The organism is Polaromonas sp. (assembly GCF_013817205.1).
GTDB lineage: Bacteria > Pseudomonadota > Gammaproteobacteria > Burkholderiales > Burkholderiaceae_C > Polaromonas.
In genome coordinates this window covers 38,714-62,246 of record NZ_JACDDD010000004.1, presented here as the reverse complement: position 1 = coordinate 62,246, position 23,533 = coordinate 38,714, and the positions used below count along the sequence as shown (strand labels likewise).

General features: G+C 63.7%; 23 protein-coding genes and 2 pseudogenes. 16 read left to right on the top strand and 9 right to left on the bottom strand.

Annotated elements, in window-relative coordinates; all coding sequences use genetic code 11:
* Nucleotides 1-6: 6 nt before the first annotated feature.
* Genes queA through H0W47_RS01755 form a run of 5 tightly spaced genes read left to right on the top strand, consistent with a single transcriptional unit; the run spans nucleotide 7 to nucleotide 3,913 of the window.
* The gene (queA, locus tag H0W47_RS01775) at nucleotides 7-1,071 is read left to right on the top strand and encodes a tRNA preQ1(34) S-adenosylmethionine ribosyltransferase-isomerase QueA (RefSeq protein ID WP_296919797.1); all 1,065 of its coding nucleotides are present in this window, start codon (nucleotides 7-9) and stop codon (nucleotides 1,069-1,071) included.
* Nucleotides 1,068-1,298 carry an AbrB/MazE/SpoVT family DNA-binding domain-containing protein gene (locus H0W47_RS01770; RefSeq protein WP_296919795.1) on the top strand — a complete coding sequence of 77 codons (231 nt, stop codon included), beginning with the start codon at nucleotides 1,068-1,070 and terminating at the stop codon, nucleotides 1,296-1,298. The genes queA and H0W47_RS01770 overlap by 4 nt, the downstream gene beginning before the upstream one ends.
* A complete protein-coding gene (locus H0W47_RS01765) occupies nucleotides 1,298-1,702 on the top strand; it encodes a type II toxin-antitoxin system VapC family toxin (RefSeq protein WP_296919793.1) in 405 nt (134 codons plus the stop codon). Before H0W47_RS01770 ends, H0W47_RS01765 begins: the two co-directional genes overlap by 1 nt.
* Nucleotides 1,696-2,847 (top strand): tRNA guanosine(34) transglycosylase Tgt, encoded by a 1,152-nt coding sequence (gene tgt / locus H0W47_RS01760; RefSeq protein ID WP_296919791.1) that lies wholly within the window; start codon nucleotides 1,696-1,698, stop codon nucleotides 2,845-2,847. The genes H0W47_RS01765 and tgt overlap by 7 nt, the downstream gene beginning before the upstream one ends.
* A 34-nt stretch (nucleotides 2,848-2,881) precedes the next feature.
* A complete protein-coding gene (locus H0W47_RS01755) occupies nucleotides 2,882-3,913 on the top strand; it encodes an aldo/keto reductase (RefSeq protein WP_296919789.1) in 1,032 nt (343 codons plus the stop codon).
* Between the two features lie 55 nt (nucleotides 3,914-3,968).
* Here H0W47_RS01755 and H0W47_RS01750 read toward each other — a convergent pair whose 3' ends face one another.
* From H0W47_RS01750 to H0W47_RS01730, 5 genes are all read right to left on the bottom strand, one after another.
* Nucleotides 3,969-5,318 (bottom strand): hypothetical protein, encoded by a 1,350-nt coding sequence (locus H0W47_RS01750; RefSeq protein WP_296919787.1) that lies wholly within the window; start codon nucleotides 5,316-5,318, stop codon nucleotides 3,969-3,971.
* A 157-nt stretch (nucleotides 5,319-5,475) separates the two neighbouring features.
* Nucleotides 5,476-6,543, bottom strand: coding sequence for a zinc ribbon domain-containing protein (locus tag H0W47_RS01745; protein ID WP_296919785.1), 1,068 nt, complete (start codon nucleotides 6,541-6,543; stop codon nucleotides 5,476-5,478).
* Nucleotides 6,544-6,628: 85 nt separating this feature from the next.
* Nucleotides 6,629-7,912, bottom strand: coding sequence for an FIST N-terminal domain-containing protein (locus H0W47_RS01740; protein ID WP_296919783.1), 1,284 nt, complete (start codon nucleotides 7,910-7,912; stop codon nucleotides 6,629-6,631).
* 65 nt (nucleotides 7,913-7,977) lie between these two features.
* Nucleotides 7,978-8,823 (bottom strand): PhaM family polyhydroxyalkanoate granule multifunctional regulatory protein, encoded by an 846-nt coding sequence (locus tag H0W47_RS01735; RefSeq protein WP_296919781.1) that lies wholly within the window; start codon nucleotides 8,821-8,823, stop codon nucleotides 7,978-7,980.
* Nucleotides 8,824-9,033: 210 nt separating this feature from the next.
* On the bottom strand, nucleotides 9,034-9,843 hold the full coding sequence (locus H0W47_RS01730) for an enoyl-CoA hydratase/isomerase family protein (protein ID WP_296919779.1): 810 nt from the start codon (nucleotides 9,841-9,843) through the stop codon (nucleotides 9,034-9,036).
* Nucleotides 9,844-9,964: 121 nt separating this feature from the next.
* Between H0W47_RS01730 and H0W47_RS01725 the strand changes: the two genes are divergently transcribed.
* Together H0W47_RS01725 and H0W47_RS01720 are read left to right on the top strand one after the other, a co-directional pair.
* Nucleotides 9,965-10,087, top strand: coding sequence for a hypothetical protein (locus H0W47_RS01725; RefSeq protein ID WP_296919778.1), 123 nt, complete (start codon nucleotides 9,965-9,967; stop codon nucleotides 10,085-10,087).
* Nucleotides 10,088-10,139: 52 nt separating this feature from the next.
* Nucleotides 10,140-10,553, top strand: a complete 414-nt coding sequence (locus H0W47_RS01720; RefSeq protein ID WP_296919853.1) for a VOC family protein — start codon at nucleotides 10,140-10,142, stop codon at nucleotides 10,551-10,553.
* A gap of 30 nt (nucleotides 10,554-10,583) precedes the next feature.
* Here the strand turns inward: H0W47_RS01720 and H0W47_RS01715 are convergent, their stop codons facing one another.
* A complete protein-coding gene (locus H0W47_RS01715) occupies nucleotides 10,584-11,600 on the bottom strand; it encodes a fumarylacetoacetate hydrolase family protein (RefSeq protein WP_296919776.1) in 1,017 nt (338 codons plus the stop codon).
* A 152-nt stretch (nucleotides 11,601-11,752) separates the two neighbouring features.
* Between H0W47_RS01715 and H0W47_RS01710 the strand changes: the two genes are divergently transcribed.
* The 3 genes from H0W47_RS01710 to H0W47_RS01700 all read left to right on the top strand — a co-directional run bounded on the left by H0W47_RS01710 (nucleotide 11,753) and on the right by H0W47_RS01700 (nucleotide 14,117).
* Nucleotides 11,753-12,586, top strand: a complete 834-nt coding sequence (locus tag H0W47_RS01710; protein WP_296919851.1) for an IclR family transcriptional regulator — start codon at nucleotides 11,753-11,755, stop codon at nucleotides 12,584-12,586.
* Nucleotides 12,583-13,656, top strand: coding sequence for a DUF3108 domain-containing protein (locus H0W47_RS01705; RefSeq protein WP_296919775.1), 1,074 nt, complete (start codon nucleotides 12,583-12,585; stop codon nucleotides 13,654-13,656). Before H0W47_RS01710 ends, H0W47_RS01705 begins: the two co-directional genes overlap by 4 nt.
* A gap of 179 nt (nucleotides 13,657-13,835) precedes the next feature.
* Nucleotides 13,836-14,117 carry a DUF3567 domain-containing protein gene (locus H0W47_RS01700; protein ID WP_296919773.1) on the top strand — a complete coding sequence of 94 codons (282 nt, stop codon included), beginning with the start codon at nucleotides 13,836-13,838 and terminating at the stop codon, nucleotides 14,115-14,117.
* Nucleotides 14,118-14,223: 106 nt separating this feature from the next.
* On the opposite strand, the pseudogene H0W47_RS01695 reads toward H0W47_RS01700, so the two are convergent.
* A pseudogene (locus H0W47_RS01695) lies at nucleotides 14,224-14,462 on the bottom strand (AbrB family transcriptional regulator); the annotation flags it as partial.
* 87 nt (nucleotides 14,463-14,549) lie between these two features.
* On the opposite strand from H0W47_RS01695, the gene H0W47_RS01690 reads away from it, so the two are divergent.
* Nucleotides 14,550-15,410, top strand: a complete 861-nt coding sequence (locus tag H0W47_RS01690) for a ChaN family lipoprotein (protein WP_296919771.1) — start codon at nucleotides 14,550-14,552, stop codon at nucleotides 15,408-15,410.
* 20 nt (nucleotides 15,411-15,430) lie between these two features.
* Here H0W47_RS01690 and H0W47_RS01685 read toward each other — a convergent pair whose 3' ends face one another.
* Nucleotides 15,431-16,771 carry an aminotransferase class III-fold pyridoxal phosphate-dependent enzyme gene (locus H0W47_RS01685; protein WP_296919769.1) on the bottom strand — a complete coding sequence of 447 codons (1,341 nt, stop codon included), beginning with the start codon at nucleotides 16,769-16,771 and terminating at the stop codon, nucleotides 15,431-15,433.
* Between the two features lie 128 nt (nucleotides 16,772-16,899).
* Between H0W47_RS01685 and purU the strand changes: the two genes are divergently transcribed.
* From purU to H0W47_RS01660, 5 genes are all read left to right on the top strand, one after another.
* Nucleotides 16,900-17,772 carry a formyltetrahydrofolate deformylase gene (purU, locus tag H0W47_RS01680; protein WP_296919767.1) on the top strand — a complete coding sequence of 291 codons (873 nt, stop codon included), beginning with the start codon at nucleotides 16,900-16,902 and terminating at the stop codon, nucleotides 17,770-17,772.
* Between the two features lie 113 nt (nucleotides 17,773-17,885).
* Nucleotides 17,886-18,767, top strand: coding sequence for a LysR substrate-binding domain-containing protein (locus H0W47_RS01675; RefSeq protein ID WP_296919766.1), 882 nt, complete (start codon nucleotides 17,886-17,888; stop codon nucleotides 18,765-18,767).
* A gap of 171 nt (nucleotides 18,768-18,938) precedes the next feature.
* Entirely contained in the window at nucleotides 18,939-20,438 is a 1,500-nt protein-coding gene (locus H0W47_RS01670) for an FAD-linked oxidase C-terminal domain-containing protein (RefSeq protein ID WP_296919764.1), read from the top strand.
* An 85-nt stretch (nucleotides 20,439-20,523) separates the two neighbouring features.
* Nucleotides 20,524-20,880 carry a CidA/LrgA family protein gene (locus H0W47_RS01665; RefSeq protein ID WP_296919762.1) on the top strand — a complete coding sequence of 119 codons (357 nt, stop codon included), beginning with the start codon at nucleotides 20,524-20,526 and terminating at the stop codon, nucleotides 20,878-20,880.
* Nucleotides 20,864-21,595 carry an LrgB family protein gene (locus H0W47_RS01660; protein WP_296919760.1) on the top strand — a complete coding sequence of 244 codons (732 nt, stop codon included), beginning with the start codon at nucleotides 20,864-20,866 and terminating at the stop codon, nucleotides 21,593-21,595. The genes H0W47_RS01665 and H0W47_RS01660 overlap by 17 nt, the downstream gene beginning before the upstream one ends.
* 66 nt (nucleotides 21,596-21,661) lie before the next feature.
* Here the strand turns inward: H0W47_RS01660 and H0W47_RS01655 are convergent.
* Nucleotides 21,662-23,476: pseudogene (locus H0W47_RS01655) on the bottom strand (carboxyl transferase domain-containing protein); the annotation flags it as partial.
* Nucleotides 23,477-23,533: the final 57 nt, after the last annotated feature.

Here is a 23,533-nt window from a genome sequence, read left to right as displayed (position 1 = left end):
GCCTTCATGAAGACCTCGTTCAGCCTCAGCGATTTTGATTTCACACTCCCCGACGAACTGATTGCCCAGCATCCTGCAGCCGAGCGCAGCGCCTCGCGACTGCTGGATGGTCGGAGCAGCAGCCCCGTGGACCGGCGTTTTACCCAGTTGCCCGACCTGCTGCAGCCGGGTGACCTGCTGTTGCTCAACGACACCAAAGTGGTCAAAGCTCGCCTGTTCGGGCAGAAAGGCAGTGGCGGCAGGCTGGAACTGCTGATCGAGCGGGTGTTGTCGCTGTCGCCCGCCGCGGGCCACGAAGTGGCGGCCCACATGAAGGTCAGCAAGAAACCACTGCCCGGCGCCGTGCTGCAGATGGACGGCGGCTTTACTGCCACGCTGCTGGGCCGCTGGCCCAATGAAGACGGGCCACTGTACCGCTTTGCGCTGAGTAGCGACCCGTACATGCTGATGGAAAGCCACGGCCATGTGCCGTTGCCGCCCTACATCACCCACAGCGATTCGGCCGACGACGAACGCCGCTACCAGACGGTGTTCGCCAAACACCCCGGCGCCGTGGCTGCGCCGACAGCGGCGCTGCATTTCGACGAGACGGTGCTGGCCCGGCTGGAGGCGCGCGGCATCCAGCGCGCCAGCGTCACGTTGCATGTCGGCGCTGGCACCTTCCAGCCGGTGAAGGCCCAAAACATCGCCGACCACGTCATGCATTTCGAGCGCTTTGAGGTGCCAGAAGCGACGCTGCAAGCCATAGCCGCGTGCAAGGCGCGCGGTGGCCGCGTGGTCGCCGTCGGCACCACCTGCGTGCGTGCGCTGGAATCGGCGGCGAAGTTTGGTCCAGCGTGCAGGGACACCAACATCTTCATCACGCCGGGTTTCAAGTTCGAGGTGGTGGACGTTTTGCTGACCAACTTTCACCTGCCCAAAAGCACGCTGATGATGCTGGTCAGCGCCTTTGCCGGGTATGAGCACATCATGGCGCTGTACCAGCACGCCATCGCGCAGCGCTACCGCTTTTTCAGCTACGGTGACGCCATGATTATTGATCGACATCGGCTTGGTAAAGCGATAAAATGATCGATATGAAAAACACCAGCAACACGGTTACCCTGTCGAGCAAGTACCAAGTGGTCATTCCGGCCTCGGTTCGCGAGCGCCTGAAACTCAAACCCGGCGCCAAATTGACCTGGATTGAGTTTGATGGCGCTGCGCACTTGGTTCCCCTCAAACCGGTGAGCGCTTACCGCGGGATCGCCAGTGCATTGAAAGACAGCGACATCCCCAACGAAGCTGATCGCCTTTGATGGCGAGCCGCTCACCACAGCCCAAACCGCCAGTCTGGCTGACACTCGATTCCTCCTGCTGGATTGAGTACCTGCGCGACACGCCTCGCGCAGAGCTTTTCGCCAATGCCGCAGAAAACCCGGAACAATTGATCGTCCCCATCGTGACGATTTACGAGGTCACTAAAAAGCTCCGCCGCGAGATCAGTCCCAAAGTCGCAGCATATGCCGAGGCCCTGATGGGCCGGGGACGGGTGATTGACTTTGACCTGCCGCTAAGCCGCGCAGCCATTGCGAACGAGCTTCCTTTGGCCGACAGCCTGATTTACGCCACAGCGCAAGCACACGGTGCAACGCTGTGGACACAGGATCAACACTTTGAGGGGCTGCCGGGTGTTAAATATTTTTCCAAAAATTCATGCTGAACTTTGATGTCCTGAAAACCGACGCCGCCGAAGGTAGCTACCTGGGGTCGTACGCGCGCCGCGGCACCCTGACACTGAATCACGGTGTGGTGCAGACGCCCATCTTCATGCCGGTGGGCACCTATGGCACGGTCAAGGGCGTGATGCCGCAGTCGCTGCACGACATGGGCGCGCAAATCATCCTGGGCAACACCTTTCACCTGTGGATGCGCCCTGGGTTGGACGTGATGCAGCAGTTCGGTGGCCTGCACAAGTTCGAAAGCTGGCACAAACCCATCCTGACGGACAGCGGTGGCTTCCAGGTCTGGTCGCTCGGCGAGATGCGCAAGATTTCCGAGGAAGGCGTGAAGTTCGCCTCACCAGTCAACGGCGACAAGCTGTTCCTGACGCCCGAGATCTCGATGCAGATTCAGACCATTCTGAACAGCGACATCGTGATGCAGTTCGACGAATGCACGCCTTATGACACCAAGGGCCACATCACGACCGAGGCGGAAGCCCGGATCTCCATGGAACTCAGCCTGCGCTGGGCCGGACGCTGCGTTGACGAATTCAACAGACTCGAAAACCCGAACGCGCTGTTCGGCATTGTGCAGGGCGGCATGTTCGAAAACCTGCGCCAGGAATCGCTGGACGCGCTGGTAGAGCTCGACTTGCCAGGTTATGCCATCGGTGGGGTCAGCGTCGGCGAACCAAAGGAAGAAATGTTGCGCATCATGGCGCACACCCCGCATCGCCTGCCTGCCCACAAGCCGCGCTACCTGATGGGTGTGGGCACGCCCGAAGACCTGGTCGAGGGCGTGGCTGCCGGCGTGGACATGTTCGATTGCGTGATGCCCACGCGCAATGCGCGCAACGGCCATATGTTCACGCGCTTCGGCGACCTGAAGATACGCAATGCGCGCTACAAGACCGAAGAAGCCCCGGTAGACAGCACCTGCAGTTGCTACACCTGCAAAAACTTCAGCCGCGCCTACATGCACCACCTGGATCGCTGCGGCGAAATGCTGGGGCCCATGCTCAGCAGCATCCACAACCTGCACTACTACCTGAACCTGATGCAGGAGGTGCGCGACGCGCTGGATGCCGGCAAGTTCGCGACCTTTGTGCTGCAATTCAAACAGGACAGGCAACGCGGCGTCTAGGCATCAGCCGACCCATCACCAAAAGGAAACTGTCATGCAGTACCGCCGCCTCGGAAACAGCAACCTGAAGGTCTCCGTTCTTTGCCTGGGCACCATGATGTTCGGCAACCAAACGCCGGATGACGAGGCGGCACGCATCGTCGCGTCGGCCAAAGACCATGGCATCAATTTCATCGACACCGCCGACGTTTACAACGAGGGGGCGTCGGAAACCCTGCTGGGCAAATTGCTGGCGGGTCAGCGCCATCACTGGGTGCTGGCCAGCAAGCTCGGCAACAAGGCGGGCGAAGGCATCAACGACGGACATTATTCACGCCGCTGGATCATGCAGCAGACCGACGCCATCTTGAGACGGCTGGACACGGACTACCTGGACATCCTGTACCTGCACCGCGACTTCCATGGTGAAAACCTCGAAGAGGCCATTCGCGCATTAGCTGACCTGATTCGTGCCGGTAAAATCCGCAGCTTTGGTTTGTCCAACTTCCACGGCTGGCGCATCGCCGAGATCGTGCGCCTGTGCGAGAAAACCAGCGCGCCGCAGCCGGTGGTCTGCCAGCCTTACTACAACCTGCTCAACCGCGGGCCCGAAGTGGAGATCCTGCCGGCCTGCGGCCACTATGGCCTGGGCGTGGTGCCCTACAGCCCGCTGGCGCGTGGGGTGCTCACCGGCAAATACCCGCCGGGGCAGAGGCCCACTGCAGACACGCGCGCGGGGAGCGGCGACAAACGCATTCTGGAAACCGAATTTCGTGAAGAATCGCTGGTCATCGCACAAAAGATCAAGGCGCGTTGCGAAGCCAGAGGCTGGGTCGCAGGTCAGTTCGCTGCTGCCTGGGTGCTTGCCAACCCGCTGGTCAGTTCGGTGATTGCCGGGCCGCGCTTGCTATCACATCTGGAGGACGTGTACGGCGCATTGGACTTGCAACTGAGTGGCGAAGACGAGGCTTTCGTCAATGATCTGGTGGTTCCAGGTCACGCCTCCAGCCCCGGCTACAACGATCCGAGCTACCCATTTTATGGTCGCCCGGCCCGCCCTGAAGCCACCTCGTTGATGGCTGAGTGAAGCGTCAAGCCCGCGCCGGAGACATCGACTGATGCCGTGGCGCGGTCAGGCGCTGTTACTTCTGAAACAACACCAGCTTGGTCTCGCTTGCGGTCATCCCGTCCTTGCCGGCGGTCATGGAGATCTCATAACGCGTGCCGGGCAGCGGTAACTGGGGCGTGAAGCTGAATGAGAAGTTGCCGTTGCCATCAGCCTGGACGCGCTGCGTCAGCAAGTCCTGGTTCAAGCCAAACAGACCGGCCAGCGTTCCAACGGCGGAAACCTTGGCGTCAACCACAGCACCCGGTGCGGTACGCCCACTTACGGTGACAGGACCGCTTCCCACGGTAGTGTTGGCTGCGGGACTGGTGACCTGCAGCAGCACGGTGGCCGGTGAAGCACTGGCAGCGGCCGTTACATCGAAAGTCCAGGTCTGGCGAACGGAGTTACCGGCCAGGTCCTTGGCGCTCACATCCACCGGATAGCGACCGGCAGGCAGATCAGCGCGGTAAGTGAAGAACTGCGGTGTGATCTGCGTGGACGCCGTGACATCGCGCCCCGCCAGCAAGATCCTCACGCTTTTGGTATCCATGCCCACGCCGCCTACATCGTCAAACGTGCCTGACACCGAGGTTGCAGCACCGCGCACCACCGATTCGCCATCCTTGGGTGAGAGGTTGCGGATCACGGGTGGCTTGGCGCCGACCAGCAGGGACTGGGTCAGCGTGGTGGTAACGGCACGGTCACCGGCACGCAGCGTAGCAACAGCCGGCCGTGAGGGCGCGAGGTTGTCCAGGCGGCGAATGGTGTAAGCCCCTTCATAGACGCCGGGGCGCACTTCGCGCATGGGCACTTTGCTGACAACACCGGGAATATCAAATTCAGCCGTGCCGCCGGGCATGCCATTCAGGGCAAAACGCAGCTCAGCGCCTGGCTCAAGCTTGTCAATGGGCGTGACACTGAAGCGGTCGATTTTCAAACCGGGGGGCGGGGCCACCGCCACGCTGCTGCCGGGGGTCGGGGCCGTCGCCACGTTGCTGCCGGCAATACCCGCAGGCAAGCGGTAGTCAGCACTCACGCCGCGGTTGCGGACTCTGAGCGTGGCACGAACGTCGCTGCTCTCGGTCATGCGGTCCTGGCGCCGGAGGGTGTAGCTGCCGGTGTAGACGCCGCGCGATGTCTCCTTGAGCACGATGTTGCGTGGCACGCCCCGCACCCGGACGCTGGCCTGACCGCGCGGTGTACCTTCCACCGTAAAGTCCAGTGTGGCTCCGGCCTTGAGGCCATCATCGGTATCCACCTGCAATGAATTCAACTCAGGTTGGGCCGGCTGCGCCAGCGCGCTGGCCGGCAGGGCCAGCATGACGCTGGCGGCGGGCATCAAGAGAAAAAGGGCTGTGACGTGGTTGCGGATGTGGGTCTTCATGGGGCTTACCTCTTTGTGGTCGTTGTGGGGATCAGCTCAATTTAGCGCCGTCGCCTGGAAAACAGCCGTAGGCACCGGAGATTTGGCTTTGTAGGTCTGCAGGCAGTACGCGGCAAGGACGATGCGCCGACCAAAGAAGGGAAGCCATCTCACCTGATCAAGACTCCAAATTGACGGTCGCGGCTGCTGGCGCGCGGCCCTCTGCACCACACGCCTGGCAGAACTTGGCAAACGCGCTTTTGCGTGCACTGCAAACGCCGCAATGGTCAAACAGGCCAATGCCGCAATGGGGGCAAAAATCAATCGTCGGATTTTTCAGATCCACCACACGCTCGCAGCCCGGGCAAACGCCTTTGGAAAGACGCGTCAACGCGGTGTCGTAGCTGAGTTCTTCACGGCGTTGCGCATCGGGAAGCTGTTCAGCCAGTTTCTGTTTTTCCAGGTAACGGTTCAGCGACACAATCGCCTGCCGCCCGACCAGCACCGTGATGACGATGCCAACGATGTAACGCACATAACCGCCATAACTGGGCAGGTAGGGCACCAGCTCGACAAAAAAAGCGAACAGCGCAAAGAGGATGAAACCCCAGACAAAAGGCCACCAGGTGCTTTTGCGTTTTTTCGCAAACAGCCAGCCTGCCACCGCCAGCAGTGGCAGGGTCAGGGCCAGGCGGTACAGAAACACACGCAGTTCCTGGGCGCGCTGGGCGCTTTGCCATTTGTCCTGGGCGACCCGCTCAAGTTCTGCCAGACCGCTCTGCGTGCGCGCCGCGCCCTGGCTGGCATCCAGGGCTTTTTGCTGCTGGGCTTGCATCGCTGCCAGCGCTTGCCGCTCGGCCGCCTTCAGGCCGTCCAGCGCGCGCGTGCGCTCTATCAGTTCGGAGTCCTGCTCACCCCGCTCGGTGGCGCGCCGCGTGGCCAGCCAGTTGCTGAAGGTTTCGCTGGCCGTGCGCGAATTGGCCTGCGCCACCCGGTGCGCGAGCCGGGCCTGCTCCAGCGCCTCCTGGGCCTCGCGGCCGGCACCCTCGTCGGCCTTGAGTTTGTCCCGGAGCTGCGTGGCGAGGGGCTGCTCCATGAAATCGTCCACGCCCAGAGATCGCTCGACCTGCGGCAGGTCGCCCACCACGGTGCCGCCCAGCCCGATCAGGAAAGCCGCAAACACCAGCGCCACCAGCCACAGGCCACGCTGAAACCATTTTTCGGACAATCGCAAGGCTTTGCTCATGAGTACTCCATCTGCTTAAAAAACAACGGCGCTTGGTCAGACAGTTATTTAAACCGCCCAGCTCAACAGGCCATCCAGCCCGGGTTCAGGCAGCGGGTGCGGTGAACACCGTCAGCACACCGGTGTAACCGTAGAGGTGATGGCGCGCGATCTCGCCGCCGGCAAAAAATCCGACCAGCGGCACGTCGCCCAGCGCGCGTCGCACGATCTGCAGCTCGGCGCTGGGCGCGCCGAAATGCGGGCCGCCTCGACCTGAACAGCTGACATAAATCGCGCCAGCGATGCGCCGCGCAGGATGCGGCGCCGCGTCGGCATGACTGCCGCTCAGGGCGGTGGCCACTTCCAGCGGCAGTTCTTCCGGCTCCAGTTCCTCGCGAATTTCGGCACACACACGCACCAGGTCAGCGCGCGCGGCCTCGGCATTGCGCTCGCAAAAAGCCAGCTTCATGCCGACCACCGGCATGTCGGCCACCGCAATTCCGGTGCGCGCCGGGTCCAGACCGATGATGTGGCGCACCACCACATCGGCGCCGAACTGTCCCGGTCGCCGGATGCGCCCGTCCTGCAGGTCCGCACCCGCACTGCGCAAGCCGACCAACGTCGAGCGCACTTTTTCGAGGGCTTCGCGCGGCTCCTCCAGCGACACATCGAGGTCAGCCAGCATCACGTCCAGCGCACTCTGACCATCCAGGGCGGTGACCACATTGCCATCGCAGGCGGTGATCTCATGTTCTGCAGAAATCGGCTGGCAGCCCTGGGTGACGCGCGACATCAGCGCCGCGCCCTGCGCAAAAGCCACGCCGCTCAGGCCGCCGCTGAACACGCCGCCGGCAGCGCCGTGGCCCCTGACATTGCCGTTGCCGCTGAGCGCGAACTGCACCACCTCGCTACGGCTGGAGGCGAGCCCGCCGAAGACATAACCGCTGCCGGTGCGCTGGGCCATCTCGTTTATCAGGTCGGCCACATCAGGCGTGCCGGCATCGGCATGCACCAACGCGGTATGCGCTTTGAAGTGGGTCGCGCTGGCCGGTGGCAAGGGTGAGATGCCGGAAAAAACGCGGTACTGGTCACTCGGCAGGTCGCACAGCATGACGGCCAGCGCCGGTTCATCGAAGTATTCGACATTGTTGGAGGCAATGCCGATGCCCACGGTGCCGGCCCAGTCAGTGATTTCGGGCAATTCCCCGCTCAGATGGTCCAGGATGTCCTGCGCCTGGCCGGCGTAGTGGTCAGTGATGTACAGCAGGCCCAGCGTGGGCGAGCTGGCGTAGGCGGGCAAGGTCATGTGCGCGCGCAGCTGGGCCAGCACCAACCCGGCCGCCATGCGCCATTGCGGATGGGTGGCGTGGCCGTAGGGGAAAAGCTTCATGGGGTCCTGGAGGAAAAGGTCAAAAATCGTCGCTGGCGCTGTTCTCCCGTGCCACGGTGGGCCCATCAACGCGCCGGTTTTCGGGCGGCTTTTCGAGCCGCGGCCTTGCGTGCCGGCGCTTTGGCTTGCGGTTTCGCCCGAGGCGCGGATGCTGGTGCGGCCGGCGTCGGCCAGGCCTGGGCGCTGCGCAGCGCTGTGTTCATCGCCGAACGCGCGCCCTGCGCCACCTTTTTTCCAGCCGAATCGGCCATGCCCTTGGCCAGGCCGGTGGCAGTTTTCATCGCGTCTTTGGCCAGGCCGGCTGCCATGCCCTTGGTAGCGTCCATGGCAGTTTTTTTGGCTGCATCCTGCATGGCCGTGGTGGCAATGTTCTGGAACTGCTGCGTCAGCGCACCCCACCACTGCATCGGGTCCACCACGCCGGCAGCGGGCGCATCCGGGCCTGCTTTGGTTCTGGACAGTGGTTTCGTCCTGGTCTTTGGCGCCTTGTCATAACTGGTGGGCGGCACCTCCAGGCCAGAAAAGGTCCGGGCCGTGTCCGCCGCCTTCTGCACACCGCCGGCCACGGTGTTGGCCACCTTGAGCTTGAAGGCGTTGGTCACATCGCCCATGTTGAAGTTCATGCCCTTGAGCGTGGCCAGCGTCATCTTCTGCACCTCCAGCGCCTGGATGGTGGCCTTGAGCGCCATGGCGTTCTGGTCCAGCCAGAACTGGACCGCCTTGAGCTCCTCGATGCGTTTGTCGAGCTCCTCGACATTCAGCGTCGGTGCGACCCAGTTGCCCAGATTCGGCAGCTGGGGAATGCTCTGGCTGGCGCTGCCGGCGGCCTGCTTGGCCAGGTTCTGCAAAAAATCGAAGCCCGGAACCAGCTTGCCAAAGCCCGCAAAGGAAGAGTTGTCTGTGTCGCTCATGCCTGTCTCCTGATGTTGTAGGAAGTGCCCCGGGCTGTGGTCCGGGTCACGCTGGTTTGATTGTGCAGGGTCGGGGCAGCACGTCAACCCGTTTCTGCAAAAGACCACCGGCTGGTGCGTCATGCGCAAGCTTGCAAGCAAAAACAGCCTTCCGCCCTTGTCGGACAAGGGCGAGTAGCTATATTTTTCATAGCATTATGACTGCGAGACTCAATAGGACGGTGGACGGCGCTCGCGCAGGCTGGCGACGCCCTCGCGCACATCCGGGCCGGCAAAACCCATGAACTCCAGCGCCAGCGAAGCGTCGAAGGCCGGGCCCGCCTGGCGCAGCCAATTGTTGAGCGCATATTTGGTCCAGCTGATCGCCGTCCTGGAGCCGGCGGCAAGCCGGTCGGCCACCTCATAGGCTCTCGGCAGCAAAACGTCGTCGTCCACTGCCAGCGACACCAGGCCGATACGTTCGGCTTCCTCGCCGCTAATCGGCTCGCAAAGCATCAGGTAATACTTCGCTTTGGCCATGCCACACAGCAGCGGCCACACAATGGCGGCGTGATCACCGGCAGCCACTCCGAGGCGCGTGTGGCCGTCCACGATTTTTGCTGTTTTCGCCGCAATTGAGATGTCGGCCAGCAACCCCGCCACCAGGCCGGCACCGACGGCCGGACCATGCAGCGCGCTGACAATCGGTTTGTCGCAATTGATCACGTTGTAAACCAGGTCGCGGGCTTCCTTCCAGACGCGGGTGCGCGTTTCAAAATCATCGGCCATGTCCTGCACCAGTGCCAGATCGCCGCCGCCGGAAAACCCCATGCCTTCGCCACGCAGCACGGTGCAGCGCACCGAATCGTCGCTGCCGACGTCGCGCCAGATCTGCGCAAGCTCGCGGTGGCCGGCGTGGCCAGCGGTCGGCAGCTTGCCATTGAGGGCTTTCATCTGGATGTCCAGCACCGAGCCGCCGGCGCCACGGCGCGTGATGTTGAGGGTCTGGTAGGCGCTGTAGTCGGGGGTCTGGGCGGTCATCAATTCTCCGTCGGGGTGCCAAAGATTCAGCAATTGTGCCCCGCACCGGTCGCAGCATCTGCTTGACCTTCGTGAAGCCCTGGCCCCACAGCCAACTTTTTTTTCGGACGTCGTGGGCGCCATGGGCGATGCCACCGTGGACTCGGTGGGCAGCGGCCACCCTGGCGAGGTCCAACTGGTCATGCTGGCGCGGCACTATTTCAAAAAAATTAACGCCATGGCCGGCGACCCTGCCAGCGCTTGAGGTTGGCGTTCGGCGCGCTTCGGGATCGCGCGTGGACTGCTATCCTTGCGCCATGCGCAGCCTGTTTCATTTCGCCTTCAACGTCTCCGACCTCGACCAGGCCCGCCGTTTTTACGGTGATGTGCTCGGCTGCACGGAGGGCCGCAGTACCGACAGCTGGGTGGACTTCGACTTCGTGGGCCACCAGCTTTCGGTGCACCTGGGCCAGCCCTTCAAGACCGAACGCACCGGCCACGTCGGCGACACGCTGGTGCCCATGCCGCACTTCGGCCTGGTGCTGGCGCTGCCCGACTGGCAGGCCATGGCCAAACGCCTGCAAGCCGCCGGCACCGACTTTCTGTTCGCACCACAAGTGCGGTTTGAGGGCCAGCCGGGCGAGCAGTGGACCATGTTTTTTTGCGACCCCTTCGGCAACCCGCTGGAAATCAAGGGTTTCCGGGACCTGGACGCGATCTACGCCGCTTGAGACGGGGCGCGGTGACCCGTCCACCGCCCCTTATTTCACCGGCGCGGCCTGCACGATCTTCTGGTCAATCGCGCCAAATACCAGCTCGCCATCCTTGCCCTTCATCTCGATGCGGATGGTGTCGCCAAACTTCATGAATTCGGTTGACGGTTTGCCGTCCTGAATGGTTTCAATCGCACGTTTTTCAGCGATGCAGCTGTACCCCTTGGGCCAATCAGCCTTGCCGTCAGACTCGACGCCCTTGTTGCTGACCGTACCCGAGCCGATGATGGAGCCGGCGCGCACATTGCGGGTCTTGCAGATGTGGGCGATCAGCTGGCCGAAATGGAAGGTCATCTCGGAGCCCGCATCACACATGCCGACCTTGCGACCGTTCCAGGTGCTTTGCATGGTCAGGTTGACGCGGCCCTGGTCCCAGGCGTCACCCAACTCGTCAAGCGTCACCGCCACCGGGCTGAAGGCCGTTGCCGGTTTGCTCTGGAAAAAACCGAAGCCCTTGGCCAGCTCGTTGGGGATCAGGTTGCGCAGGCTCACGTCGTTGACCAGCATCACCAGCCGTATGCCTTCGAGCGCCTGCTCGGGCGTGCTCATCATGGGAACGTCGCCGGTGATCACGGCCACCTCGGCCTCGAAGTCGATGCCGTAGTCTTCGCTGGGGCAGACCACGTCGTCGCAGGGGCCGATGAAGTCGTCGCTGCCACCCTGGTACATCAGCGGGTCTTTGTAAAAGCTGCCGGGCACCTCTGACTCGCGCGCCTTGCGCACCAACTCCACATGGTTGATGTAGGCCGAGCCGTCGGCCCACTGGTAGGCGCGCGGCAGCGGCGCCATGCACTGCACGGGGTCAAAGGGAAACGCGTGGCGCGCCTTCCCGTTGTTCAAGGCGTCGTACAGGTCCTGCAGCTGCGGCGACACAAAGCCCCAATCGTCCAGCACCTGTTGCAGTTTGCTGGCGATGCCGGTCGCATAATGGGCCGTCGTCAGGTCGCGCGAGACGACCACCAGCTGGCCGTCACGGGAGCCGTCTTTATAGGTTGCGAGCTTCATGGGGTTCCTTCGGGGATGATGGGGCGCGCAGCGACGGATAGCGGCGCGCGATTGGAGTTACGATAAGTGAAATCAGTTTACCTAAATGTAATTTTCAATTTTAGTCGAATTTCATGAAAGAGCGCACCATCCCCGCCAAAGCACCGACCAGCCTGCCCGCGCAGCGTGCTGGCATCCAGTCGGTGGAAGTCGGTTTCAGCCTGCTGCAGGTGCTGGGCACCTCGCCCGGTCCGCTCATGTTGCGTGACCTGGCCGCTGCGGCCGGCATGAGCGCCGCCAAGGCGCACCGTTACCTCGTGAGCTTCCAGCGCCTGCAACTGGTGACCCAGGACCCCGGCACCACACGTTACGACCTCGGCCCGGCGGCGCTCACGCTCGGCCTGGCCTCGCTGTCACGGCTGGACAGCGTCAAACTCGCGCGCCAGCGCATGGCGCCGCTGATGGAGCAAATCGGCCAGACCCTGGCACTGGCTGTCTGGGGAAACCAAGGGCCGACCATCGTGCACTGGGAAGAGTCGCCGCAGGCCATCACTGTCAATTTGCGCCTGGGCGATGTCATGCCGCTGTTGACCTCGGCCACCGGCCTGTGTTTTTCGGCCTTCATGGCGCAGCCGGCTGGTGAAAGCACCCGCCCTTGGGCGAACAACAGCCATCAGTCGCACGACCGCCTGCCGCCACTGCTCAGGGACGAGCTGGCGCGCATGCAGAAGCTCGCGCGCAAGGACGTCCCCAGAAGCATGGCTGAAGTCACGGCGCTGCTCGACGAGGTCCGGCGCCGCGGCATGGCACGGGTGGTGGACACCCTCCTGCCCGGCGTCGCCGGCTTTTGCGCCCCGGTGTTCGACGCCGACGGCCACTTGGTGCTGGGCATGGTGACGCTGGGCTCGCTGGCCAACTTCGACCCGGACTGGGACGGCGCCGTGGCACGACCGCTGTCAGCCGCTGCACGCCAGCTCAGCAGCGATCTGGGTTACGCCAACGCATGAACACCCTGCCGGCCCGGATGACTGCGGCGCCGCCGCTGCGTCCGCTGCTGCTGCTGACCGGCGCGGTGGTGCTGGCCCATGTGTTGCTGCTGCAGGCCGCACCGGCGCAATGGGGCGTGGCGACCGACACGCCGCTCACGCTGCGGCCCCTGATCACGCGCAGCATTGAGATCAAGCCCCTCAGCCCTGAAGCCGCACCCCCCGCGCCGCCGCCGGTTCGCCGCCCGATCCGGCCCTCGGCTTCCATTTCACAAGCAAATGTGCCTCCAGCCCTTTCACTGCCTGCGCAAGCAGCTATCGAATCAATAGCAACGCCGGCACCAGAACCGGCAGCTCGCGAAGTACCCCAGGCCAGTTCTGCACCCGTGCCCGAAACCGTCCCTGCTGCAGCACCTGCCCCCCCGACACTGGTGGCGGCGGCCGGGGCGCTGAGCATCCCCGGGTCGGCGCGTCTGAAATACAGCATGACCGGCCGCTCCAAGACCATGGACTATCACGCGCAGGCCCAGCTGGACTGGCAGCAGGATGGCGAGGCCTACCAGCTCAGCATGGTGGTCAGCGCCTTCGGACTGGGCGAGCGTTCCATGACCAGCAAGGGCCGCCTCACCGGCGACGGACTGGCGCCCACGCGTTTTCTCGACAAGTCGCGCAGTGAACGCGCGGCTCACTTCCAGCCCGACAAGGGCAAGATCACTTTCAGCGTCAACACGACCGATGTGCCCTGGCAGGCCGGCGCACAGGACAGGGTCAGCGTTTTTGTGCAGCTCGCCAGCCTGCTGGCCGGCGACCCGGCGAGGTATCCACGCGGCAGCAGCATCTCGCTTTACACCGCCGGCCCCACCACCGCCGACACCTGGACTTTTGTCGTCGAGGCCGAGGAAAAGCTCAGCCTTCCCGCCGGCGAATTCATCGCCGTCAAACTCACACGCAAGCCGCAACGCGACTATGACCAGACCGTCGAAGTCTGGCTCGCCCCTGCGATCGGCTGGCTGCCGGTGCGCACCCGCATCACCCAGCAAAACGGTGATTTTGTGGATCAGCAGTTGCGCAGCACTGAAAAGCCGCTTTGACTGGCTGTAGTTTCCCAAGAGGTTGTTCACTGCATGTAGCGCCCCGCCCCCGAGGAACCGCTTCGCATGCCGCGTGGCCAGGCTGATTTCCGTGATTTTTCCCGCAATTCGCGGATTTACCCTGTAAGCCTTGAACTTGGCCGGTCCGTTGCTATCTTATGTACAAGGACCCAAGCTCTATGCACATGCTCTACGACTCAGAATCATTTGTGGTGGTGCAAATCCACGCCAACGCGCCCGAAGAGTCGGCACCGGCCCCGGCTGTGCCCGAGCTCGCTCGCCATGGTTTCGAAATCGTCGACAAGCGCTCGGGCAAAGAGGTTTACCTCGATGGCTCCTGGGCCGAAATGTTTCAGCAGCGCCTGAACGGCTGGCAACAAAACACGCCAACACAGGAAGAAATCGAGGACACGCTCGAGGGCTACGCCGAACTGGCGCACACACCGGTTTCGCTGCACTGAAAGCCCGAATTCACGGCCGCGGGGCTTGCGATTGCGCAGCAAGCGGATACAGCCAGCGGTACAGCGGCGCCACCAGCACCAGCACGGCCACCAGTCGGCACACCTACCAGGCACCAAACCCCAGGCCCAGCAGCAGCGCCCAGACAATCGCCCACCACAGGCTGGCCACCAGCGCTATGACCTGCGGCGTGAAATAAAGCCCGAGCGCAGTGGCCACCGAAGCGCAGGCGACGGCCAGCAGCGGCCAATCATCCAGGGCAGGGGCGTGCGCAGGTCAATGCAGAGGCCGGCAGCAGCCAGCGCCAGCAGGAGGGTGCAGGCAATGTGCCAAGGCTTGACGGACATCAACAAGGAAAGCAGGGAGATCAGGGGAGAAAAGCGGGACAGGCATGCGCCAGGCTTTACGATGTGCCTCGTATGTACCCCGCCACCATGCCTCCTTCTTCCGCGCGATGGACCTGCTGCGTCCTGCTTGTCATTCTGTCGGCCTGCGCCCGCGTGCCCGAGCCCCGTCTGTTTCCCGAGGCGCCGAACGACATCACCGTGCGCACCGATGCCCTGCTGCCTGCTGACGTGGTCTTGCTGGGAGAACAGCACGACGCCGCAGAACACCAGCACATCCACCAGCATGTGGTGGCACGGCTGGCTGTGGAGGGCAAGCTGGGCGCGCTGGCGCTGGAGATGGCCGACGCCGGCAGCAGCACCGCCGCGCTCAAATCAAACAGCACGCAGCTGCAGGTGCAACAAGCGCTGGGCTGGAACAGCAAAAGCTGGCCCTGGGCCGCCTACGGCCCGGCCGTGATGGTCGCGGTCAAGGCCGGTGTGCCGGTGCTGGGTGCCAACCTGCCGGCGACGCAGATGCGGGCCGCCATGGCCGACTCGCAACTCGATACCCGGCTGCCGGGCCCGGCACTCAAAGCCCAGCAGCAAGCGATCCGCGGGAGCCACTGCGATCTGCTGCCTGAGACCCAGATTTCGCCGATGACGCGTATCCAGGTGGCGCGCGACATCAGCATGGCCCGCACCATTGAACAGGCGGCATTGCCCGGCAAGACCGTGGTGCTGTTAGCCGGCAGCGGCCATGTGAATCGCGAGCTGGGCGTGCCGAGACACCTGCCAGACGGCATGACAGTCAAGGCGGTGCTGCTGCGCGCCGGCCCCCCACCACCGGTGGAGCCTGATACGCGTGCGAGCACCGGCAAAGCGCCAGCCTTCGACGTGATCTGGACCACGCCGGCCGTGCCGGTGAAAGACTATTGCGCCGACCTGAAAGACAGGATCAAACCATCCTGAACGGGTTCACACCGGAAAAATCAGGCGTTCTTTTTGATCGCGTCGGCCACCACGCTGACGATGCGTTCCACATGTTCTTTCTCGACGATGTAGGGCGGGCAGATCACGATGTTTTCACCCGCCGGCCGCACCAGCACGCCGTTGCGGAAGCAGTCCATGAAGATGTCGTAAGCGCGTTTGCCGGGCGAGTCGGCAATCGACGACAACTCCACCGCCGCCGCCAGCCCCAGGCTGCGGATGCCGATCACATTCGGCAGGCCTTTGAAGGCACTGTGCGCCGCGTCACCCAGCACCACGCCCATCTGGCCGGCGCGTTCAAATAGCTTTTCTTCCTTAAACAGGTTCAGCGTAGCCATGGCCGCCGCGCAGGCCACCGGATGCCCCGAGTAGGTGTAGCCATGGAAGAACTCGATGGCATGCGCCGGGCTGCCGGCGTTGGCCTCCATCATGGTGTTGTAGATGCGGTCGGTGCAGATCACGCCGCCCAACGGAATCACGCCATTGGTCACCGCCTTGGCGAAGTTCAGCATGTCGGGCACCACGCCGTAATAGTCCGCGCCGAAGTTGGTTCCCAGACGGCCGAAGCCGGTGATGACCTCGTCAAAAATCAGCAGGATGCCGTGCTTGTCGCAGATCTCGCGCAGGCGCTTGAGATAACCTTGGGGCGGCAGATACCAGCCGGCGCTGCCGGCCACCGGCTCGACGATTACGGCCGCGATGTTGCTCGGGTCATGCAGCGGCAGGATGCGGTTTTCCAGCTCCAGCAACAGGTCTTCTTCCCAGACCGGCTCAGCGCCGTGGATGTAGGCGTGTTTCACCGGGTCATGGATGAAACGCAGGTGGTCCACGCGCGGCAGCAGGGCCGCGCCGTAGACCTTGCGGTTCGCCGGGATGCCGCCCACACTCATGCCGCCGAAACCGACGCCGTGGTAACCCTTTTCGCGGCCAATGAACACATTGCGGTGACCTTCGCCGCGCGCGCGGTGGTAGGCCAGCGCGACTTTCAGCGAGGTATCGGCCGCCTCCGAGCCGGAGTTGCAGAACAGCACCTGGTTCAGGTCGCCCGGCGCCATGGCGGCAATCATCTCGGCGGCCTGGAAGGCCTGGTCGTTGCTGGCCTGGAAGGCGGTGGAATAGTCCAGCGTGTCGAGCTGCTTCTTGATGGCTTCGTTGATCGGTTTGCGATTGTGTCCAGCGCCCACACACCAGAGGCTGGAGATGCCGTCGAGCACCTGCTTGCCGTCGTGGGTGGTGAAAAACATGCCGTCAGCCGCCACAAACACGCGCGGCTCCTTCTTGAAGCTGCGGTTGGGTGTGAACGGCAGCCACTGGTGGTCCATGTTGAAGTCGGGGTAAGCCATCAAATATCTCCTTTTTTTGAATTGGGCGGCAGCCGGTTTGGCGGCGTCTGATGCATTCTGGCACTCCGGGCGACAATCCGCTGAGCGAGGGCACCGTGGGGCGCGGCACCTGCGACAATTCATCCCCCATGAGCCCCACTTATATCCTCACCCTGTCCTGCCCAGACCGGCCAGGAATTGTTCACGCTGTCTCCGGCTTTCTGTTTGAGCGTGGCGGCAACATCCTGGAAGCGGCGCAGTTCAGCGACGACAAGCGGGACGACGCGGCCGCCGATGCCACGGGCCTGTTTTTCATGCGCGTCAGCTTCGGCTGCAGCCATTTGTCCTTCGAAGCGCTGAAGGAACAACTCAAGGCGCTGGGCACGCAGTTTGGCATGCGCTGGAGCCTGCACCAGGCCACGCAGCCCATGCGCACGGTGCTGCTGGTCAGCAAGGAAGGCCATTGCCTGAACGATTTGCTGTTCCGCTGGAAGTCTGGCCTGCTGCCGCTGGACATTCGCGCGATCATCTCCAACCACCGCGATTTTTACCAGCTGGCGGCCAGCTACAACGTCCCCTTCCACCACATCCCGGTGACGGCAGCGACCAAGGCCGAGGCTGAGAAACGCCAGTACGACATCATCGAGGCCGAAGGCGCCGAGCTGGTGGTGCTGGCGCGTTACATGCAGATCCTCAGCGACGACCTGTGCCGCAAGCTCGCAGGCCGGGCCATCAACATCCACCACTCGTTTCTCCCCAGCTTCAAGGGCGCCAAACCGTACTACCAGGCGCATGCGCGCGGCGTGAAGCTGATTGGCGCAACGGCCCATTACGTGACCGCGGATCTCGACGAAGGCCCTATCATCGAGCAGGACGTGGCGCGCGCCGACCACAGCAAAACCGTGGAAGCCCTGACCGCGATGGGCCGCGACACCGAGAGCCAGGTATTGGCACGCGCGGTGTTGTGGCACAGCGAACACCGGGTGCTTTTGAATGGACACAAAACGGTGATTTTCAAATGAATATGCCCCCCACGCTTGTCACTGCGTGTACTGCGCTGCCCCCCGTAGGGGCCGCTGCGCCTGCGGTCCGGCAAAGCCGGTCCCGCGGCCCCTGCTGGTAAAGACATCGCCGAATGAGTGCACCAAGAATCCCGCCCATTCAGTGCTTGCTCACCTTCGAAACACTGGCGCGGCTGCGCAGCGTCACGCAGGCGGCGGAGGAGCTCAACGTCACGCCGAGTGCGGTCAGCCACCGGGTCAAGCAGCTCGAGCAGATCATCGGCACCAAGCTGTTTGGTCGGGCCGACTTTTCGCTGACCACCGAGGGCAGCGAGTATCTGGCCCATGTGCGTGAAGGCATCGCCATCCTGCAGAAGTTCCCCGGCACGGCCGGCCAGAGTGGCACACCTGGCAAACGCAAGCTGCGCCTGGCCGTCACGCCGACCTTTGCGCGCTCCATCCTGATCCCGCGCCTGCGCCAGTTCACCGATGCCTACCCCGAGATCGACCTGACCTTGCAGGTGTCGATTCCACTGCTCGACGTGGTGGCCGAAGATGCCGACCTGATGGTGCGTTTCGGCACCGGGCGTTATGCTGATGTCGAACATGTCTGCCTGATGAAGGACGAGGTCACGCCGCTGGCTTCACCGGCGTATGTGCGCGAGCACGGGCCCTTCGAAGCGCCAGAGGACCTGGACGGCGAAGCGCTGCTGCGCTCGCCGCTGGAACCCTGGCGAACCTGGTTTGCGGCGCACGCGCTGGACTGGCCGGAACCGGTGGATGGTTCGCAGTTCAACGACATCGGCCTGATGTGCGACGCAGCAGCGGCCGGCATGGGTGTGGCGCTGATACGGCTCAAGCTGGGCGCTCCCTGGCTGGACAACGGCTCGCTGGTGCGCCTGTACGAGCGCAACGTGCCCAGCCCGCATGCCCACTACCTGTGCTGGCGCACCGGCCTGATGGACCGCTGGGAGTGCGCGGCCTTTGCCGACTGGCTCAAGAAATCGGTCACCTGAGCTTGTCGCCACAATTGTTGATCTTTTGGGACTCCAGCCCTTATTGGGCGGGCGCGAGCAGCTACTGATTTGATAGCGTTTTGTTTTTCACGGCCAGCCTGCATTTTCTTCACACCGGCCGCGCGTGCTTTGCATTAAAGTGCTTTTTTGACCCAGCCTGCGAGCCCGCCCATGAATGCACCTTTGGCCACCCCGCAACAACAGATGGAACGCGTCGCACGCCAGGCCGAGGTCGTGCGCGCCCTGCAGGCAGTGCTGCCGGCGCACGCGCTGCTCTGGAACAGCGAAGACACCACGCCCTATGAATGCGACGGCCTGACAGCCTACCGCCAGCGCCCGCTGGTCGTGGCCCTACCCGAGACTTATGGGCAGGTGCAGGCGGTGCTCAAGACCTGCCACGCGCTGGCCGTGCCGGTGGTGGCGCGTGGTGCCGGCACCGGCCTGTCCGGCGGCGCCATGCCGCACAAGCTGGGCGTGACGCTGTCGCTGGCCAAATTCAACAAGATCCTGAAAGTGGATGCGGCCAGCCGCACCGCCGTGGTCCAGGGCGGCGTGCGCAATCTGGCCATCAGCGAGGCCGCTGCGCCGCTGGGCCTGTATTACGCGCCCGATCCTTCCAGCCAGATCGCCTGCACCATAGGCGGCAATGTCGCTGAAAACTCGGGCGGCGTGCATTGCCTGAAGTACGGCCTGACCCTGCACAACGTGCTCAAGGTGCGCGGTTTCACGGTGGAGGGCGAAGAAGTCGAGTTCGGTAGCGATGCGCTTGATGGCGCCGGTTACGACCTGCTGGCGGTGCTGGTCGGCAGCGAAGGCATGCTGGCCATCACCACCGAGGTCACCGTCAAGCTGGTGCCCAAGCCGGTGCTGGCGCGCTGCATCATGGCCAGCTTCGACGACCTGCGCAAGGCCGGGGACGCGGTGGCGGCGGTGATTGCCGCTGGCATCATTCCGGCCGGCCTGGAGATGATGGACAAACCCATGACGGCGGCAGTCGAGGACTTCGTGCATGCGGGCTACGACCTGAGCGCCGAGGCCATCCTGCTGTGCGAAAGCGATGGCACCGTGGAAGAGGTCGAGGAAGAAATTGGCCGCATGAGCGCCGTGCTACGCAGGTGCGGCGCGACCGCGATTGCAGTGAGCCAGAACGAGGCCGAACGCCTGCGTTTCTGGAGCGGCCGCAAGAATGCCTTTCCGGCCTCGGGCCGCATCAGCCCCGACTACATGTGCATGGACTCCACCATTCCGCGCAAGCGCCTGGCCGACATTCTGCTGGCGATCCAGCAGATGGAGATCAAGTACGGCCTGCGCTGTGCCAATGTGTTCCACGCTGGCGACGGCAACCTGCACCCGCTGATCCTTTTCGACGCCAACGACCCCGACCAGCTGCACCGCTGCGAGCTGTTTGGCGCCGACATTCTGGAGACCAGCGTCGCCATGGGCGGCACCGTCACAGGTGAGCACGGCGTCGGTGTGGAAAAACTCAACTCCATGTGTGTGCAGTTTTCGGCGGCGGAAAACGAGCAGATGTTCGGCGTCAAGCGCGCGTTTGACCCGCAGGGCCTGCTCAACCCGGGCAAGGTGATTCCGACGCTGCAGCGCTGCGCCGAGTACGGAAAAATGCTGGTGCGCGGCGGGCAGATCACGCATCCCGACCTTCCAAGATACTGATGCCCCCACGCTTTTCAGTGCGTGTAATACGCTGCCCCCCGGAGCGGGCTGACCTTGCTTGGGGCTGCCCGGCGCTGCGGTCGTCATGACAGGTTTGCGCGGCCTGGCCTGGCTGCTTCTTCTGCAGTCCCTTGGCGAGCTGATGTCGCGCGCCTTGTCGCTGCCTTTTCCCGGCCCGGTGGTGGGCATGATTTTGCTGCTGATGGCGTTGAACTGGCCGCTGGTGCGTGAGCCGGTGGCTGCCTGCGCCGACTTTCTTCTTGCGCACCTGTCGCTGCTGTTTGTGCCGGTCGGTGTCGGCGTCATGACCCACCTGTCACTGATCAGCGAATACGGTGGGCGCTTGCTGCTGGTGATCGTGCTCTCGACGCTGATCGGTCTGGTGGTGACGGCGCTGTTGCTCAACTTTTGGGGGCGCAAGGGCGATGCCGAAGTTCGTTGAACTCTGGGTTTACCTTTCCGCCACGCCGCTGTTCGGCCTGACGGCAACGCTGGTGGTCTATGTGCTGGCGCAGGCCGCTTATGCACGGCTGCAGCACGCATCCTGGGCGAATCCGGTGTTCTGGACAGTGTTGACGATTGCCGCGGTGCTGCTGGTTACCGACGTGCCTTACCCAACCTATTTTGCCGGCGCGCAGTTCATCCACTTCCTGCTCGGGCCGGCGGTCGTGGCGCTGGCCTGGCCGTTGTGGCAGCGCCGTATCGAATTGCGTCAGCGCTGGGACCGCTTGTTGCTGGCGGCACTGGCCGGCGGGGCGGCGACCATCGGCTCGGCCGTAGCGCTGGGTTGGGCCGTCGGCCTGCCGGCCGAGGTCCTGCTGTCGCTGGCGCCCAAGTCGGTCACCGCACCGGTGGCCATGGGCATTGCCGACAAAATTGGCGGCATCCCGGCGCTGGCAGCGGTCTTCGCGGTCATGACGGGTCTGGTCGGTGCGCTGGCCGGCAAATATTTGTTCGACCTGTGCCGCATTCCATTCGACAGCGCCGGCTGGGCGGCGCGCGGTTTTGCGCTGGGCACGGTGTCGCACGGAATAGGCGCGGCGCGCGCGCTGCAGGTCAATGCCGACGCGGGCGCCTATGCGGGCCTGGCGCTGGGCCTGCAGGTGGTGCTGGCCTCGCTGTTGCTGCCCTTGATGTTTCGTCTACTATCTTTTTGATAGCTACTCACTCATATCCAGCAAGGGCTAGATGCCGATTTGATCATCAATCGGCAGCTTGACCACTCACCAGGTGTCTACAAACCGCGCCCCGGTATCGGGCCGAGCACGGGCCGAAGTCAGGCCGCGCGCCAGCCAGGGCCGCGTCTGCGCCGGGTCAATCACCGCGTCGACTTCCAGCGTGGTCGCCATGTTGAGGGCGCTGCCGCTTTCATACTGGCGCGCCACCAGCGTGGCGTACAGCCTGTCGCGTTCAGGGCCCTCGGGCACCGCCTCCAGCTCCTTGCGGTAGCCCAGCTTCACCGCACCTTCCAGCCCCATCGCACCAAACTCCCCGGTGGGCCAGGCGGCGGTAAACATCGGCGAATGAAAGCCGCCAGCCGTCATCGCCATCGCGCCGAGGCCGTAACCCTTGCGCAGCACCACGCTGAAAAACGGCACACGCAAGGCCGCGGCGACCACAAACATGCGGCTGACATGGCGCACCTGCGCCTGCGCCTCCACGTCGGGGCCAACCATGAAGCCAGGGGTATCGACAAAGCTCACGAGCGGCAGGCCGTGGGTGTTGCACAGTTGTATGAAGCGCGCAGCCTTGTCGGCGGCATCGGCGTCAATGGCGCCGCCCAAGTGCTGCGGGTTGTTGGCAAGAATGCCCACCGCGCGCCCTTCGATACGTGCCAGCGCGGTGTGGATGCCGGCGCCAAAGCCGGTGCGCAGCAGCAGGAGGCTGTTGCTGTCCACCACGCCCTTCAACACGTCCAGCGTGTCGTACACACGCAGGCGGTTCTCGGGCACGGCACCGCGCAGGGCATTCGCATCGGGTGCCAGCCAGTCTTTCACTGAGCCCTGGAAAAAGGACAGGTAATGGCGCGCCGCAGCGACGGCCTGCGCCTCGTCGTCCACCAGCACATCAATCACGCCGTTGGCGTGTTGTACATCGCTGGGGCCAATTTGTTCGGGCTTGAACACACCCAGGCCGCCGCCTTCAACCATGGCCGGCCCGCCCATGCCGATGTTGCTGCCCCGGGTGGCGATGATCACGTCGCTGCACCCCAGCAAGGCCGCATTGCCGGCAAAACAGCGCCCGGCCACGATGCCGATCACCGGCACCTGGCCCGACAGCCGCGCATAACTGGCAAAAGTGGCGACATGCAAGCCCGCGACGATGGGCATATCGATGTCACCGGGTCGGCCGCCGCCGCCTTCGGCAAACAACACCACTGGCAGCTTGTTCTGCAGCGCGATACCCAGCATGCGGTCGGTCTTCTGGTGGTTGCGCATGCCCTGGGTGCCGGCCAGCACCGTGGCGTCGTAAGCCATCACCACGGCGCGGCTGGTTTCGGCGCCGAACAAGGCGCGGTTGATGCTGCCGATGCCGGTGACCATGCCGTCGGCCGGCGTGTTGGCCATCAGGTCTTCTTCGCTGCGGCGGCTGCGCTGCGCCGCGACGGCCAGCGCGCCGTATTCAATAAATGACCCTTCGTCGCATAGGTCGGCGATGTTCTCGCGCGCGCTGCGCAGCCCGAGCGCATGGCGTTTGGCCATGGCTTCAGGGCGGCTGGCGTCCGCGGTCTTGTGGTTGCGGTCCAGCACGCGCTGCAGGTCGGGCCGAAGTGCGGTGGACGCCACCTGCGCGGAAGGCGACGGCGCGCGCGCAACAGCACTCGCTGTGCCGGCTTGCAAAGTGGCGAGCAGGGCACCCGACTCGACCAGTTCATCGGCTGCGAAGAACAATTCTGTGACTTGTCCGGCTACTGACGCACGTACCTCGTGCTCCATCTTCATGGCTTCAAGAATCAGCAACAGGTCGCCAGCAGCAACAACATCACCGGGCGCGACGGCCCACTGGACAATGCGGGCCTGCAGGGGGGAATGGACAGCGTTCATGCGACGATTGTGCGCCGCGGGCACCGGCCAGGCCGGTCAAGCCGGTGACAC

Bases quoted from the DNA above. Each gene is read 5' to 3' on its own strand.
- H0W47_RS01750 (WP_296919787.1), bottom strand. From the start codon at position 5,318: ATGAAGACCCACATCCGCAACCACGTCACAGCCCTTTTTCTCTTGATG.
- H0W47_RS01690 (WP_296919771.1), top strand. From the start codon at position 14,550: ATGCCTCCTTCTTCCGCGCGATGGACCTGCTGCGTCCTGCTTGTCATT.
- H0W47_RS01700 (WP_296919773.1), top strand. From the start codon at position 13,836: ATGCACATGCTCTACGACTCAGAATCATTTGTGGTGGTGCAAATCCAC.
- queA (WP_296919797.1), top strand. From the start codon at position 7: ATGAAGACCTCGTTCAGCCTCAGCGATTTTGATTTCACACTCCCCGAC.
- H0W47_RS01665 (WP_296919762.1), top strand. From the start codon at position 20,524: ATGACAGGTTTGCGCGGCCTGGCCTGGCTGCTTCTTCTGCAGTCCCTT.
- H0W47_RS01685 (WP_296919769.1), bottom strand. From the start codon at position 16,771: ATGGCTTACCCCGACTTCAACATGGACCACCAGTGGCTGCCGTTCACA.
- H0W47_RS01720 (WP_296919853.1), top strand. From the start codon at position 10,140: ATGCGCAGCCTGTTTCATTTCGCCTTCAACGTCTCCGACCTCGACCAG.
- H0W47_RS01670 (WP_296919764.1), top strand. From the start codon at position 18,939: ATGAATGCACCTTTGGCCACCCCGCAACAACAGATGGAACGCGTCGCA.
- H0W47_RS01735 (WP_296919781.1), bottom strand. From the start codon at position 8,823: ATGAGCGACACAGACAACTCTTCCTTTGCGGGCTTTGGCAAGCTGGTT.
- purU (WP_296919767.1), top strand. From the start codon at position 16,900: ATGAGCCCCACTTATATCCTCACCCTGTCCTGCCCAGACCGGCCAGGA.
- H0W47_RS01715 (WP_296919776.1), bottom strand. From the start codon at position 11,600: ATGAAGCTCGCAACCTATAAAGACGGCTCCCGTGACGGCCAGCTGGTG.
- H0W47_RS01770 (WP_296919795.1), top strand. From the start codon at position 1,068: ATGATCGATATGAAAAACACCAGCAACACGGTTACCCTGTCGAGCAAG.
- H0W47_RS01745 (WP_296919785.1), bottom strand. From the start codon at position 6,543: ATGAGCAAAGCCTTGCGATTGTCCGAAAAATGGTTTCAGCGTGGCCTG.
- H0W47_RS01755 (WP_296919789.1), top strand. From the start codon at position 2,882: ATGCAGTACCGCCGCCTCGGAAACAGCAACCTGAAGGTCTCCGTTCTT.
- H0W47_RS01765 (WP_296919793.1), top strand. From the start codon at position 1,298: ATGGCGAGCCGCTCACCACAGCCCAAACCGCCAGTCTGGCTGACACTC.
- H0W47_RS01675 (WP_296919766.1), top strand. From the start codon at position 17,886: ATGAGTGCACCAAGAATCCCGCCCATTCAGTGCTTGCTCACCTTCGAA.
- H0W47_RS01740 (WP_296919783.1), bottom strand. From the start codon at position 7,912: ATGAAGCTTTTCCCCTACGGCCACGCCACCCATCCGCAATGGCGCATG.
- H0W47_RS01660 (WP_296919760.1), top strand. From the start codon at position 20,864: ATGCCGAAGTTCGTTGAACTCTGGGTTTACCTTTCCGCCACGCCGCTG.
- tgt (WP_296919791.1), top strand. From the start codon at position 1,696: ATGCTGAACTTTGATGTCCTGAAAACCGACGCCGCCGAAGGTAGCTAC.
- H0W47_RS01730 (WP_296919779.1), bottom strand. From the start codon at position 9,843: ATGACCGCCCAGACCCCCGACTACAGCGCCTACCAGACCCTCAACATC.
- H0W47_RS01725 (WP_296919778.1), top strand. From the start codon at position 9,965: ATGGGCGATGCCACCGTGGACTCGGTGGGCAGCGGCCACCCTGGCGAG.
- H0W47_RS01705 (WP_296919775.1), top strand. From the start codon at position 12,583: ATGAACACCCTGCCGGCCCGGATGACTGCGGCGCCGCCGCTGCGTCCG.